Annotated in this window: 18 protein-coding genes; all 18 read left to right on the top strand. The window is 52.6% G+C overall.

The annotated features are described in order from the left end of the window. Nucleotides 1-3: 3 nt before the first annotated feature. The gene (locus tag ACJ8IM_RS04970) at nucleotides 4-1,332 is read left to right on the top strand and encodes an anti-CBASS protein Acb1 family protein (RefSeq protein WP_308317404.1); all 1,329 of its coding nucleotides are present in this window, start codon (nucleotides 4-6) and stop codon (nucleotides 1,330-1,332) included. Continuing rightward, a complete protein-coding gene (locus ACJ8IM_RS04975) occupies nucleotides 1,316-2,242 on the top strand; it encodes a phage minor head protein (protein ID WP_308317405.1) in 927 nt (308 codons plus the stop codon). Before ACJ8IM_RS04970 ends, ACJ8IM_RS04975 begins: the two co-directional genes overlap by 17 nt. Before the next feature lie 3 nt (nucleotides 2,243-2,245). Beyond that, the gene (locus ACJ8IM_RS04980) at nucleotides 2,246-3,511 is read left to right on the top strand and encodes a hypothetical protein (protein ID WP_308317406.1); all 1,266 of its coding nucleotides are present in this window, start codon (nucleotides 2,246-2,248) and stop codon (nucleotides 3,509-3,511) included. Between the two features lie 12 nt (nucleotides 3,512-3,523). Continuing rightward, nucleotides 3,524-3,970, top strand: coding sequence for a gp53 minor capsid family protein (locus ACJ8IM_RS04985; RefSeq protein ID WP_308317407.1), 447 nt, complete (start codon nucleotides 3,524-3,526; stop codon nucleotides 3,968-3,970). Nucleotides 3,971-3,987: 17 nt separating this feature from the next. Then, a complete protein-coding gene (locus tag ACJ8IM_RS04990; RefSeq protein ID WP_442516229.1) occupies nucleotides 3,988-5,064 on the top strand; it encodes a major capsid protein in 1,077 nt (358 codons plus the stop codon). Nucleotides 5,065-5,073: 9 nt separating this feature from the next. Next, nucleotides 5,074-5,367, top strand: coding sequence for a hypothetical protein (locus tag ACJ8IM_RS04995; protein ID WP_060429454.1), 294 nt, complete (start codon nucleotides 5,074-5,076; stop codon nucleotides 5,365-5,367). Nucleotides 5,368-5,433: 66 nt separating this feature from the next. After that, nucleotides 5,434-5,832 carry a DUF7370 family protein gene (locus ACJ8IM_RS05000; RefSeq protein WP_442516230.1) on the top strand — a complete coding sequence of 133 codons (399 nt, stop codon included), beginning with the start codon at nucleotides 5,434-5,436 and terminating at the stop codon, nucleotides 5,830-5,832. Nucleotides 5,833-6,003: 171 nt separating this feature from the next. After that, nucleotides 6,004-6,351, top strand: a complete 348-nt coding sequence (locus ACJ8IM_RS05005; protein ID WP_147823658.1) for a hypothetical protein — start codon at nucleotides 6,004-6,006, stop codon at nucleotides 6,349-6,351. 2 nt (nucleotides 6,352-6,353) lie between these two features. Then, entirely contained in the window at nucleotides 6,354-6,752 is a 399-nt protein-coding gene (locus tag ACJ8IM_RS05010; RefSeq protein ID WP_060660826.1) for an HK97 gp10 family phage protein, read from the top strand. Then, on the top strand, nucleotides 6,749-7,132 hold the full coding sequence (locus ACJ8IM_RS05015) for a phage tail termination protein (protein ID WP_308317410.1): 384 nt from the start codon (nucleotides 6,749-6,751) through the stop codon (nucleotides 7,130-7,132). The genes ACJ8IM_RS05010 and ACJ8IM_RS05015 overlap by 4 nt, the downstream gene beginning before the upstream one ends. A gap of 60 nt (nucleotides 7,133-7,192) precedes the next feature. Then, complete coding sequence (locus ACJ8IM_RS05020) at nucleotides 7,193-7,942, top strand: Ig-like domain-containing protein (protein WP_038876128.1); 750 nt, start codon at nucleotides 7,193-7,195, stop codon at nucleotides 7,940-7,942. A 207-nt stretch (nucleotides 7,943-8,149) separates the two neighbouring features. Beyond that, a complete protein-coding gene (locus ACJ8IM_RS05025; RefSeq protein WP_060452308.1) occupies nucleotides 8,150-8,659 on the top strand; it encodes a KilA-N domain-containing protein in 510 nt (169 codons plus the stop codon). 38 nt (nucleotides 8,660-8,697) lie between these two features. Then, entirely contained in the window at nucleotides 8,698-9,378 is a 681-nt protein-coding gene (locus ACJ8IM_RS05030) for a DUF6246 family protein (protein ID WP_060452309.1), read from the top strand. A 246-nt stretch (nucleotides 9,379-9,624) separates the two neighbouring features. Beyond that, nucleotides 9,625-10,368, top strand: coding sequence for a hypothetical protein (locus ACJ8IM_RS05035; protein ID WP_308317411.1), 744 nt, complete (start codon nucleotides 9,625-9,627; stop codon nucleotides 10,366-10,368). Next, entirely contained in the window at nucleotides 10,359-10,769 is a 411-nt protein-coding gene (locus ACJ8IM_RS05040; RefSeq protein ID WP_072270860.1) for a hypothetical protein, read from the top strand. The genes ACJ8IM_RS05035 and ACJ8IM_RS05040 overlap by 10 nt, the downstream gene beginning before the upstream one ends. Before the next feature lie 122 nt (nucleotides 10,770-10,891). Continuing rightward, nucleotides 10,892-11,278 (top strand): hypothetical protein, encoded by a 387-nt coding sequence (locus ACJ8IM_RS05045; RefSeq protein WP_442516231.1) that lies wholly within the window; start codon nucleotides 10,892-10,894, stop codon nucleotides 11,276-11,278. Nucleotides 11,279-11,290: 12 nt separating this feature from the next. Beyond that, nucleotides 11,291-11,623 (top strand): hypothetical protein, encoded by a 333-nt coding sequence (locus ACJ8IM_RS05050; RefSeq protein WP_060447769.1) that lies wholly within the window; start codon nucleotides 11,291-11,293, stop codon nucleotides 11,621-11,623. Between the two features lie 64 nt (nucleotides 11,624-11,687). Continuing rightward, nucleotides 11,688-14,408 (top strand): tape measure protein, encoded by a 2,721-nt coding sequence (locus tag ACJ8IM_RS05055; protein ID WP_308317413.1) that lies wholly within the window; start codon nucleotides 11,688-11,690, stop codon nucleotides 14,406-14,408. Nucleotides 14,409-14,463 lie beyond the last annotated feature (55 nt).

Consider the following 14,463-nt stretch of genomic DNA (forward strand, 5'->3'; position numbering starts at 1 on the left):
CACATGAACAAAAATCTCCAACTGGCCGTCAACCACGCGTTGAACGACGCCAGGATTGAGCGTGCTCGTATGGCGATGCTTGGGCCATCTATGGGCCTGGATAATAAACGCGGCTCCGCATGGTGCGAATACGGCTTTCCTGAGCAGATCACTTACGACAACCTTTATTCACTGTATCGCCGCGGTGGTATTGCGCATGGCGCCGTGGAAAAGCTGGTGGGCAAATGCTGGCAGACCAACCCGGAGATCATCGAGGGTGATAAGGCCGACGAGAAGCGCGCGGAAACTGCCTGGGAGAAAAAACTCAAACCGGTATTTACGAACCGGTTATGGCGCGCTTTTGCAGAGGCTGACCGCCGGCGGCTTGTCGGGCGTTACTCTGGTATTTTGCTGCACGTTCGCGACAACAAACCATGGAATACCGAAGTAACCAGAGGCCGAGGGCTCGAAAAAGTCACGGTAGCCTGGGCTGGTTCACTAAACGTGAGCGAGTGGGATATCGGGCTTAACTCGCAAACATACGGCCAGCCGAAGATGTGGCAATACACGGAGCGGCTTTCAAATGGCACCACGCGCCGTGTCGAAATCCATCCAGACCGGATCTTCATCCTTGGCGACTACACCGACGACGCTATCGGGTTTCTTGAGCCAGCATACAACGCATTCGTCAGCCTGGAGAAGGTGGAGGGCGGTTCCGGTGAGTCATTCCTGAAGAACGCAGCTAGGCAGCTGGCGCTAAGCTTCGACAAAGAGATCGACTTCGGCAGTCTGGCGTCTATGTATGGTGTCAGCGTTGACGAATTGCAGGACAAGTTCAACGAAGCCGCGCGAGAGATGAACCGCGGCAACGATGTGCTTATGAGCCTGCAGGGCGCCGCTGTTACCTCCCTAGTTTCCCCTGTGTCTGACCCAAGCCCAACCTATGCCGTGAACCTGCAGACGGCTTCTGCCGGCGTTGATATTCCTTCGCGGATACTGGTAGGCAACCAACAGGCTGAACGCTCAAGCACCGAAGACCAAAAGTACATGAACGGGCGCTGCCAGAGTCGCCGCGGTGATCTGTCGTTCGAAATAGAGGACTTCTGCGACAAGCTGATCGACCTGAGAATTATCGATTCTGTCGGCCAGAAAACGGTTATCTGGGACGATCTCAATCAACAGACTCGCGCTGAGCGCTTGGCGGACTCTAAGACCATGGCAGAGGTGAACAAGGCTATGGTTGAAAGCGGTGATACGGCGCCGTTCAGCGGTGAGGAAATTCGCACTGCTGCAGGATTCGAAACTGAAGGCGGCGAGCCTCTTGGAGAGACAGGGGATGACGACGAAACCTAAGCCTCCAATCCTGCCGAGCAACATTAAAGATCCCACAGGAGTAGATAAGTTAGAGCGTGGCGCCATGCGTGAGTTTGCAAAGCGCATGAAGCTGATAACGAAAGGCTATATCGACATCCTCCACCGCATCCCCGCCGAACCAGTCGTAAACGAGCGCTACACCTTCCGTCTTGATCAGGGGCTTCTGTCGATGCTGCTTCAGAACGGTGAAGCGCTGGTGGACGAAATTCTGCTGGAGGGTGGGGAGTTCAATCTGTGGTTCTTTGGCCGCTATGTGTCCGTGGCTTACCAGCGAGGAACGGCGCAGGAGTATTACAACCTCTCTCAGCAATCCTCCGCTTACGCTGCTGGCCAGCAGGATGTTCCCAACATCTTGTTGAGTGAGCCCTATCAGCTGCGGCTGATTCTGGTCAGAGCGCGTGAATTCGAAGAGATGAAAGGGCTCAGCGCTCAGGTTAAGAGCGATATGGCGCGAATTCTGACTGATGGCATTGCCAGAGGACTAAACCCGCGGGACGTAGCCAAAAACCTCAACGAGCAAACTGGCATTGAAACCCGACGCGCGAATCGCATTGCCAGGACGGAAATCACGACCGCACTGCGGCGCGCGCGGTGGGATGAAGCTCAGGATGCGCAAGACCGCTACGGCATCAAAACAAAGCTGCTTCACATCTCTGCGTTAAGCCCTACCACCCGAGCAACGCACGCCGTCAGGCATGCTCACCTGTACACGCAGGATGAAGTTAGGGAGTGGTACACGAAGAACGGAAACGCCATCAACTGCAAATGCTCGCAGCTTTCCGTGCTGGTGGATGACAAGGGGAACCCTCTCACTCCTTCGGTTATCGACAAGGCCAAGCAGACGTTCAACGACATGAAGGAGAGAGGCTACAAATGGGCAGAGGGTTAATCCATGAAAGTTCAAGTTAACGTCACTACGAAGGTAAACAGCCAGGCAATTCGCCGCGAGTCATACAACGGCCGCGAACATCTTGTTTTGCCGAGCTACACATTGCCGGCAAACGTGGTCATGAATGAAGGGCTGTATACCGCCAGTGAAATCGATGCTCACTATCAAGGGCTTGAAGGCACGCTGGCGCCGCTGGGGCATCCTCAGCTAAATGGCGCATTCATCTCTGCCTTTTCTCCTGAAGGTATCAACCAGGGCCATATCGGCGCCTGGAATCGCAATGTGAAGAAATCTGGCAACCGGATTTACCTGGAGAAGTGGGTTGATACCCAGATCGCCAACCAGAGCGAGGGAGGCAGGGAGCTCATCTCCCGCGTAGAAGCCATTGAGCGCGGTGAAGATGTTCCACCTATTCACACCAGCGTTGCGGTGTTTCTCGACCAGCTTGAGCCCAATGAGCAACAGAAGGCCACGGGTGCCAAGTGGGTGGCGAAGATTCACGGCATGGATCATGACGCAATCTTGCTGCATGAAGTAGGCGCAGCGACACCTGAGCAGGGCGTTGGTCTGATGGTTAACGCTGACCTTGCCACGCCGTTAAAGGCCAACTCTGGCGCGCTTATTGGCGAATCCTACCGGGATCGTGAGCAACGTCTCGACCGCGCAGCAAAAGATAAATTCGCTCCCGGCGAAAATGAATATGCCTGGGTGGCAGACTTCACCGACTCACAGGTAGTGATCATCCGCAACGGCGGCGCTGCCCAGGTTTATGGCTACACATCGGAGGGCGGAAAAATCACCTTTGATGAAACCGGCACACCGGTTGCGCGTCAGGAATCCTGGGTGACGGTCGTCGCCAACAAAGTTAAATCCCTTTTCAATCCGCAGGGACAACCTGCAACCAACCACAAAACGGAGGGCGACATGCCTTTAACCACTGAAGAGAAACAAGAGCTGATCACCGAAATCGGCAAAGGCCTGGCCGCCAACTTCGCCGAGGCGCTCAAGCCTATTACCGAGAAAGTTGAAGCGCTGCAGGCCAACCATACCCAACTAGCCGAAACCCTGACGGCCAACTCTCGCGCGGAAGAGAAAACCAAGCGTGAAGCCGTTGCGGCCGTTCTTGGTGAACTGGCGGCCAATGCCCTGACAGGCGAAGCGTTGGATGACGCTTTCAAGCGCTTGGGGAGTTCAGCTCAGTTGGGCGGTAACTCCGGTCAGCATCAGCAAGAAAATGGCGCACCTGCCGCCGAAGAACACTTCAAATAAGGGGGCTATCCAATGCCACGTTATCGTCGCGTAAACATCGACGGAAAGTCGCTGTATAAGACCGAAACCCGCACCACTGCCGCGGCACTTCTGCCGGGCACTGCTGCAGTCATCAACGCCAGCGATGAATTCGCTCAGGCTACCGCGCTAAATGGCCGGATCTACATCATCGACGTTGCCTACCATCAAGGGCTGAAAATCACCGAGGCGGTTCCTGCTGGAGACTCTGCTGTAGGCAACTACGTGGAAGAAGGCCGTGAATTGGCGCTGCTCTGCGTACCTGGCGCGTACAAGAAAGACAGCCCGATCAAGCTTGGCGCTGACGGCCAATTCACCCTGGCAACTGCTGACACTGATTCAGTGATCGGTTACAGCCAGGACGAAGCCACCATCGCCGCCGGCGCTTCCGATTTCATCCGCGTGCGTATGCGCGTTGGCACTGTCGCCGCTGGCGCTTAAAAGAAGGATAAACGCACATGTATTTCTCCAAAGAGACATTGGCTGCTAATAGCCGCCTCGGCGGTCACTGGAATGAGCTGTGGGCGAACCGCAATATGTGGAACGCCAATCATAACGCCATGATCGCTGCCAACCGCGCCCACATGACACAGGAGTGGTTGGCAGTAAACGCTGCTGGTGGCTTTACTCGTGATTTCTGGGCTGAAATTGATCGCCAGGTACTGCAACTGCGCGATCAGGAAGTTGGCATGGAAATCATCAACGATCTGGTCGGCGTACAAACGGTTCTGTCCGTCGGCAAAACTGCCAAGCTTTATAGCGTGGTTGGTGATATTGCTGATGATGTGTCGGTAAGCATTGATGGCCAGGCGCCGTTCTCCTTTGACCACACAGAATACGCCAGCGATGGCGACCCAATTCCGGTATTCACTGCCGGCTATGGTGTGAACTGGCGTCATGCTGCCGGGCTGAACTCCGTGGGTATCGATCTGGTGTTGGACTCGCAAATGGCTAAGATGCGTAAGTTCAACCAGAAGCGCGTCAACTATTACCTCAACGGTGATCCTAACATCCAGGTTCAGTCCTATCCTGCGCAGGGCATTAAAAACCACCGCAACACCAAAAAGCTCAATCTGGGGGCTGGTGCCGGCGGCGCAAACATCGATCTGACTGCAGCAACGATGACTCAGTTGTTCGAGTTCTTCGGCAAAGGTGCATTCGGTGCGCTGGCGCGCGCCAACAAAGTCGCTCAGTACGACGTGATGTGGGTATCCCCAGAAATCTGGGCAAACCTGGCGCAGCCATACGTGGTCAACGGCGTTGTGAGTGGCACTGTATTGCAGGCGGTACTGCCATTTGCACCGGTTAAAGAAATTCGCATGACCTTTGCACTGAAGGGTAATGAGTTCGTCGCTTACGTCCGTCGCCGTGATGTGATCTCTCCGCTGGTCGGCATGGCTGTGGGTGTTATTCCGCTGCCGCGCCCTCTGCCTAACGTTAACTACAACTTCCAGATCATGTCTGCTGAAGGTCTGCAAATCACTGCGGACGATCAGGGGCTTTCCGGCGTTGTCTACGGCGCCAATCTGGCGTAAGGGGGAAACATGGCTAAATACGAAGTTATTCGCCCCTGGAATGGCGTAGAGATCGGGGATGTGTTGGAACTGGAAAAGCTTCACCCAGCGCTGAAATCTAACGTTCGGTTGATGCGTGGCGCGGCCGGCGGTGAACTGACCCCGGCCACCCCGGATGCCGGCAACGAAACCAAGTCGCGCAAGGATGCTATCAAGGCGCGGCTCACTGATCTGGGGATTGAGTTCAAAGGCAACCTCGGCGAAGAAAAGCTCGCTGAACTGTTGCCGGAAGGCGAGCTCGAAAATCTGTTCCCTGCTGAATAACAGCCGCCGCCAGGGCGGTTTTTTTATGCCCCGTTTCGGCGGGGCTTCTTCTTACAGGAATTAGCCATGGTGACTAAAGAAAAGGCCAAGGAATATCTGGATTCACAGGGTATCACCTTGCCTGATTTCGTCCTGGATGCGCTGGTGGAGCAGGTGAACAGCATTCAGGAATGTCTGGATGCGAATTACCCAGCATCCACAGCGTTACTCATCCAACTCTATCTTCTCGGGCTTATGGGATTAGGCCAGGGCGATAAATACATCAGCTCTCAAACGGCGCCAAGCGGGGCATCGCGTTCGTTCCGCTATCAATCATTCAGCGATCGCTGGAAAGGGGCGCTGAACCTGCTGCGCGGGTTGGACAAAAAAGGGTGCGCTACAGGCCTGATTCCACCTAACCCGACAAACAAGGCTTTTGCTGGTGTCTGGATCGGCAAGGGTGGCTGCATGTGCGGTGGTGGTTGATGGCATGGATACCTGTCACCGAACGATTACCAAAGCCTTTTGAGCGCGTCTGGGTGAAGACTGATACGGACAGGCAAACCACGGGATTCGTTAACGACCGCGGTGAGTGGAAATTTAATTGCCCGAAAATCGCGGCAGAACGGCCTGCGGTGATTAGCTGGAGAGAGTGACATGTCATCATTAGCCATTTGGTCATATACGGCTGAGGCCACGATATGGCGCAATCTCGGCAATAGTGAAGCGGGCGATCCTCTGGGTTGGGCTCCGCCTGAAATTATCATGTGCGATTACCAGGGCGGACTCTCGGCGAAGCTGAACAATATCGGTTCGGAAATCACTGTAAAAAACACTGTGTGGACTGAATTCACCGAAGCAAAGAAAGGCGACTATCTGCTTATCGGCGTGTCTACCATGGTAGACCCGATCGCCGCGGGTGCCGATGAGGTGGTACAAGTGATCCGCTATGCCGACACGTTTGAGCGCCTGGCAGAGGATATAGCCATTCTGACGGGAGCGTAGCGATGGGCGTAAAGATAAAGGGTATCAAAGAGGCCCAGCGGCGCCTTGATGCCGTGGTTGAGGATGTCAGGACGAGAAAGGCAGTCAGGGCTATCAAATCGGCCGTGATGATAATCGCTAATGAAGCAGCGCTGATGACCCCGGTTGACACCAGTACCCTGATAAATTCGCAGTACCAGGAGACAATGATCAACGGTACTCGGATTACTGGCCGTATCGGTTACTCAGCGAATTATGCGGTCTATGTCCATAACGCCAGTGGCATCATGAAGGGGTTACCGCGGCCAAACAACCGCGGCAACTACTGGGATCCTGCTGGTGAACCTAAATTCCTCACCAAGGCCGCAGAGAAAACCCGCCGGCAGGTGGGAGAGATAATCAGGAAGGAGATGATGCTGTGACACCTCCAATGTATCTCCGCCTGCGAAATCTTTTCGAGAGTGCAGGCCTAACCACAGGGTTCACCATCCAAACGCTGATGTGGAACGACACGGGTAAGTTATCTGACGCCTTCATCGTGTTCCGGCCTGGCGGTGGTTCAGATATTCAATACGACCGCGGCGGAGATTTCTTCGTAATGGTCGATGTTGTCGGGGCCAAAGGGAAGAACGCAGAAGCAGATGCCGCGGCGAACAAAATCGCCGACTACATCAGCAGCCAGCAGGGCGCTGATAGCTGTGTTGGCGCTATGCGTCTGCTTGGAGGCTCTCCAACGCCAATCCCATCAGCAGAGGGGCGATTAATCTACCGACTTTTAGTCTGCTGCACCTACGGCGAATAACGCACATATCTATCCATCAGGCTGCCTCTGGGCGGCCTTTTTTATTTGAAGAGGTAACACATGCAAGGTTGTGCAAATGATACCGGCAAGCTGATCGGTAAAGTCGCGGTGCTGCGTATGGCTTTCGGCTGTGCTGACACGCTGCCAGCACTGAGTGATTGGAAGCGCCTCGGCGCGCTGACCACAAAGGGCTTCGACTTCTCGCCAAACTCCGTGACGTCTGAAGCGGACGACGCGAAAGGGCTGGTGGAGAACCTGGTAACTAACATGGATTTCACCATTTCCGGTGAAGGTGAATTCCGCCGCAAAGACAAAACCACTGAGATCGGCGCTCTCAACATCTCCAAGTACATTTTCGATGAAGTGCAGGCTGGCCGGCAGCCGTCGATTTGGGTTCGATTCGATTTCGTCGGCGAAGATTCCGGCACCTACATCATGGGCTACTTCAACACCACATCGTGGTCTGGTGATTTTGGCACGAGCGACATCTCCACTTTCTCCGGCGAGTGGAAAGTTGCTGATGCCGATACTGTCGTATTTGAAGTCGCCGCGGATGTACCGGTTACCGGTGTGACAGTGGCGCCATCAACAGCAAGCATTGCTGTAGGGGCTACTCAACAGCTTACCGCTACCGTGGCGCCGGCTGATGCCAGCGACAAAACCGGCACCTGGTCATCCTCGGCAACCGGTAAGGCCACCGTCAATCAGTCAGGTCTCGTTACTGGCGTTTCTGCCGGCGCGGCCACAATCACGTTTACCACCAACGATGGCGCCAAAACGTCAACCAGCGCGATCACCGTTACCGCATAGCAAATGGTCGGGAAACTGACCGTCGATCTGACAAAGACTAGCCCTGCTCATGCGGGGCTTTTTTGTACCTGAAATTCATCGCGCACCGCACGCGCAGTAATCAAACCAAGAACCTTTCAGGATGACCCTTGAGGAACCGGCTGGCTGTCGGAGCCTTCTTGGGGCCGTTTCCTGTGCGACAAGGTTCATCACTAAAAGGTAATCCGAATGAACTATCCAACCGTAGCAGTAAATGGCGTCTCCGTTCGTGTTGATGAAGAAGGTCGCTATAACCTTAATGACCTGCATGCCGCTGCTGTCTCCAATGGAGATGCAACGGAAAACCAGAGACCAAGCCAGTTTATGCGAAGCCGGCAGGTTCGTAACTTTGTCGATACTTTGAGCAGAGTGCAAAAATGCACGGCGGTGCAAACGATTAATGGCGGGCTACATCATGGTGTATGGGCGCTAGAGCTTGTGGCAATCCGCTATGCGGCGTGGCTCAGTGCCGAATTTGAGATTCGTGTTTACCAGACTTTTCAAGCATTGGTCAGAAAAGGTTTTGATGCCATGTCGCGTCTGAACAAAATAGACCACATCATCAAGACCGAATCTAAGGAAATAAGCCAGTGCGCCAGCCAAATGGCGAAGTGGGGTGTCGGCGGTCGAAAACGCCTTCTACACACTGCCCGAGAACGTATTGCTGATGAAGTGCAGATGTACCTTCCTGGCTTTTGACTGAAGATTGGCAGGGATGCCATCGTTTTGAGGTTTAAATGACACCAATCACTGAATTAGGCGAGATGGTCATCACCGATGCCGATCGCGATTACTTCCTTCAACCTTCGTTCGCAAACATGACCCGAATAGGCTCGCCAGCGGAGATTGTAGAGCGATTTGCTGAACTCCATACCAGTGAGGCGCCACGGTTAATTGAAGCCGCTGTTGAGGCATACGGTGAGGTTCCTGGGTGGTTGCTGGCATACATCAACGCGCCGTCATTCAGTAGCTCAGCAATATTCGCCGGGATGATCGTCATGCAGGCATGCTGTGATGATGACCTTAGCGCATTGGTGGGAGAGTTGCGGCCAAGCAAACGAGGGAAGAGGGCTTTCGTGTTTCGCCGCGGCAAGATGCAGGCGAGTGATATCATCGTAATCGGCCAGTCGCTGATCACTCACGGCATCATCGGCAAGGCAAAGATACGCAAGCTGCAGCGACACGAGTCGAACAGCTACGTGAACGAGTTCAACGCCTTCGAGTACATCAGCGCAGCACGGAATCACTTCAACATGCCCCGCGCTGAAGCAGAGCGCCTTTCGATGACCGAGTTTCAGTTGCTGCTGGCGGCAAAGTACCCAGAGCAGAAAGGCTTCACGCGCGAAGAGTACGATCAGGTGATGGAAGAAGATGAGAAGCGCTGGCAGGCGATGATGAAAACGCAAAAAAATCGATAGCCCAAAATCGCAGCAGAACCAAACTACAGCAGCGAGTTTTGCATGCATGGGGATGTGCGATGGATTTTATGGGTTCACTACAGGGCGAATAGACAGCAATAGAGGGCAATAGACAGTAAGAAACGTGCTGTCGACATTGAAAGAATATGACTAAGGTAATACGCTTCGAAGCGTACGTAAGGTCCAGTTTTGATGCAATGTCTTAGGCGTTGCATTTTTTGTCACTAAAAACAGCACATAAGAAGAATGATGAGAGTCCCACAACCAAAATCTGGCGAACTGCTCGACATACTGACACCATCTCTGATCAAAGGGGAGAACTTGCTCAGTGAAATCGAGGTTAGAAGGGTTATCGTAGAGGCAAGAAAGTTGCCAGATCGCTATCAGGGGCTCTCTATTGAAGGTTTGGTTAGGATCGTGGGTGACGATCTTGAAGAAGGGTACTCACTGCTTGAGAAGGCGCTGGCTCTGGCTCCTTATGATGCTGTATCGTGGGGGAATTTTTCCCGAGTTGTTGGAAATAAAGCCTTACACAGCAAGCAGTTGGAGATTCTCAAGCGCTCTTTGGTTGTCAGGGAACCAGCATTGCTGGTTGAAGCATTGATAATCGGAGCCTTTTGGGCTGATATGGAGTTGCTGGATAAGGTGGTTCCCATGGTAAGAGCTATGGAAATACAACTGAGCGAACCAGCCACGCAGGCAATAGCTATGTATGAGCGCATGCTTGGGTATGGAGACAAGGCAAAACAGGTAAGTGCTGTAGCGAAAGTTGTTATGTCAGTCGCCGAGCGCCATCGTCTGCCGTCAGATATCAGTCGAGTAGATGATGATGATGAAGGTTTGATGGGGTTCTGTTTGTTTGTAAATACAGACGATGCAGACTACATTCAAGCTTTGAACAATGAATTGTTAGACGAAATGATCGATGCTGGGTTGGAGACAGGTTGCTGCGTTGGCTTCTTTGAACCAGGTGGTAAAGAATGCCTGTAAATCACGATTGTTTTATGGAATTGGCGAAGGCTTCCATTGCTAACTCCGGTGAGCAATGGACTCGCAATGCCGTAAGTCGAGCCTACTATTGCATGTATCATTCTGCACTACGAGTGGTTGGTGGCTCAGTTCCCACAGTCGACAAGCAGGGTGTGAAGATACCTGGTGGGACGCATGCAAGGTTCTACACCTATCTTTGTAGTGGTGAGGCGGCTCAAGATCATGGTTTCGACCCTGTGCTGGTTAAAAAAATAGGGTTAAAGCTCAAAACTCAGCATTTCCACAGAGTTTCTGCGGATTACAAGCTTTCACAAAAAATTAATCGCGTTGCTGCTGTGGTCTGCATTCAGGATGCAGAAGAGGTAGAAAAATTAGTTTCTTCCTTGATCGAAGAAGACTAAGTAGACGTGTTTAACAAAACCCACCCAAGAGGTGGGTTTTTGCTTTCTGGTCTCTCGTTTTCGTTGCCAGCAGCGCGCCATCTGCTACGATTCCCCTATCTTTGATTGATGGGGATAGGGATATGACCGAAGAGGAGTTGTTGGATGGTTTGCGTCATTTAAGCCGAGGTATGATCATAAAGACCCATTTCGCGCTTCAGGAAAAAATAAAAAAGCATTATAAACTTAGGAATACGGGTAAAAATCTGGAAAAAGCTATTCAGTTATGCATCCAGCAAATTGCATTAGCTCCGCTGACAGCAGAAGCCATGAGAAAGAAGCATGAAGATCAGTGGGAAGAACTAAACGCTCTAAAGCGGCGGCATGGACTTAGCGAGCGAACATGGCCTTTCGTCTTACCTGCCCATCATGGCTATCGCCAGTACGCAGTTATACTTCGCAGACAAAAAGACTTTGATAAGCTTGCGAAGATAGAAGCGAAGAGAAAATTGGAAGGTTGGGCTGGTTAATATGGGGTATCTATGAAAAAGACTTTATTTTTACTTGCATTGTTTGTTTCTCCATTTGTCATGTCGGCAGAGTATAAAATTTCAATACCTACCGATTCCAAGGCTGTGTATACAGTGTTAGGTAAGGGGGAGCGTGATGGTCTGAAAACCATTATTACTAAGCGAGAGGGGAGTTCCGGAGTGTCATACTCTGAGCGTGCTTACGACTGCGTTAATCGCACAGTAAAGTACCTGGGTGATGGCGAGACCCTAGAGCAAATGAAGTTATCCCGCGCTGACCCGAACATGAGCGATATAGTTCCCCAATCAATCGCTGATTATGTAGGTAATGAAGCCTGCAAGTAAAATATTAACCATTAGAAAATAAACCCCGTTCAACCGGGGTTTTTTTATGCCCGGAGATCAGTAAATGGCGGAGCAGGACGGTGGGAGCTTGGTTTACCAAGTTGATATTGAAACTGCAAAGATGGTCACAGGTAGCCGTCAAGCAGCTGTCGTGTTAGGGGAGATGGAAAAACAAGCCAATCGTTCATCTAAAGCCGTTGATGGACTGACATCCTCTGCCGATAGTGCTGGTAGGTCTATGTCTGGGTTTAAATCAGTGTTGAGCGGTGTTGCAAGCGCAATATCAGTTGCTTTGATTATCGATTACGGCAAGGCTTTTTTGACAGTCGCCGATAACATTACACAACTGCAGTCACGGATCCTCAGGCTATCAACTGATGCCGCAACAGCAATGTCTACGTTTGAAACGTTGACGGCCATAGCATCGACTACTGGCGCTAGCCTCAGGGATACGGCCAAGCTGTGGGAGGCGATGACCTCTGCGCTAAAAGGGACTGGAGCAACCAACACCCAAATACTTGCATTGACCGATACGCTTCAGAAAATAGGGCGAGTTGGCGGCTCTTCTACAGAAGAGATGGCAAATGCATTAAGACAATTTGGCCAGTCTATTTCCTCCGGCACGGTAAGAGCCGAAGAATTTAACTCCATCCTTGAACAAATGCCTGAACTTGTTAGGCAGATAGGCGCAGGTATGGGGCTATCAATGGTGCAGTTGCGACAAGCAATGCTCGAGGGGAAATTGAGTGCTCAGGATGCGCTTAATGCAATCATGAAGCAGTCATCGGCAGTTAACGATGAATTCTCGAAGCTCCCGAGGACGATGGATCAGGCGAGCAACTCCCTTACGATTTCCCTTCAAAACCTAATTGGGAAAATGAACGAAGCTATGGGCGCTAGCGCAACCATGGTGAAGGTTATTGACTCCATCAGCGCAGCAATAGATAGGCTAAGTGGCAAAACAGAGACGGCATCACAGAAGATTGCAGATCTCACGTCAACTGGAGAAATGTATGCACGAAGAGCAAGAACGTGGTCATGGCTTGGACTTGATGGCTGGTCAGAACAAAATCAGGCGTTAGCTGCACTCAGCAACAAAGCGGCCACACTGATCGGCGACATGAATTCAGTGGCAAAAGCTTCTGAAAGCGCTGCCAATGGCACGATCAACTTTAACAACTCGGGCACCGTAAACCCTAAGCAAGATGCGTTGGTAAAACGTTCTCAGCGACGCATAGAGCTATCGAAACTTGAGGGGGAAGCAAGGGCCAGGCTACAGGCAGTATATGACGCTGAAGATGCTGGCATATCTAAGAATGATCCGCGAGTGAAGAAACTCCAAGATCAGTATGCCGAGATAGAGCGGAATACCAAAGCCCAGAAAGAAAGCAATGCGGAGGGCAAGAAGTCAGCCAGCCAAGCAGAAAGCGTTGCCCAGAAGCTGGCAAACCTAAAGCAGCAGTCAGAGCTTGCGGCGGACTCAACAAGCGAGCTTAGCCGAGAGCAGGCGATTCTTACCGCACAGCAATCACTCGGTAAAGGCGCGACGCAAGCACAGGTAGCCCTGGCCGGGGAATATGCCGCAAAAGCATGGGATGCGGCCGCCGCAGCTAAAGGCGTCACTGAGGCGATCAAGGCTATGCCTGAGAAGGCAGAGAATAAAGCATACGCCGAGTCCATGCAGAACCTGAAAGCTGCGCTGGATGCAGGGAAGATTGATCTTCAGGAGTACAACACCGCCACTGAGAAAATGGCGCTGGAGCATCAGAACAACTTAGCGAAGATTAACGCTCAGGCTGTAGTTAACCCTGTCGCATCTGCACGTGCTGAAGTTGATCCGGTTCAGCAGTTGGCGAATGAGAATGCTCAGAAGCTGGCGCTGATGCAGCAGTATCAACAGCAGGAGCAGGCGATACTGCTACAGAGTTACCAGCAGGGAAAAATCAGCTATGACCAATTCATCTTGGCTAAACAGGCCACGGATGATCAGTACCTGGCTTTGCGCACTGCCCAGGAGAAGCAATACCAGGAGCAGCAGACGGCGGCGCAGTGGCAGCTCTTGAGCCAGCAGAGCCTTGGTTACAACATGTTGACGAGTGCTGTTGATGCTTTCTCTGGTAATGCCTCGAACGCTATTACAGGGCTGCTTACCGGCACCATGTCGGCACAAGAGGCGATGAGGTCGCTTGGCAACACCATCCTGAACAGCGTGATTAACAGCATCGTTCAGGTGGGTGTGGAGGCGTTGAAAAACTACATCCTCGGCCAGACGCTTGGTGCCGCCTCCGTGGCATCATCTGTGGGTATGGCTGCAACAACAGCTTCTGCCTGGGCGCCGGCGGCCGCAATGGCATCTCTGGCGACGCTGGGGGCCAACTCTGCACCTGCATCTGCAGGGATAATCTCTACTGTTGGGGTGGCTAAGGGCATGGCTTTGGCCGGCGCGCGTTATAACGGCGGCCCTGTGAGCGCAGGCGCGATGTACCAGGTAGGTGAGCGAGGCAAGCCAGAGATTTACCAGGCGAGCACTGGTAAGCAGTACATGATCCCCGGTGACAACGGCAAGGTGATTAGCAACAAGCAGATGACCGGCGGCGGCAGTGCGGCGCCAACCATCATTATCGAAAACTACTCATCCGGTGCTGGTGTAATGGATACCCAGGCCAGCAAAGGTGCTGATGGTAGCGATGTGGTGCGCATTGTGCTGGCTGATCTGCAGCAGGGCGGCCAAATCAGCCAGGGTATATCCCAGTATCACCAGGCGCCTCGCAAAGCCACTGAATAGCAGCACTCAAACCTCCATAACCCGCTTCGGCGGGTTTTTTAACCGGGAGAAAACC

The sequence above is a fragment of the Serratia sp. CY33525 genome (assembly GCF_052169115.1).
GTDB lineage: Bacteria > Pseudomonadota > Gammaproteobacteria > Enterobacterales > Enterobacteriaceae > Serratia > Serratia sarumanii.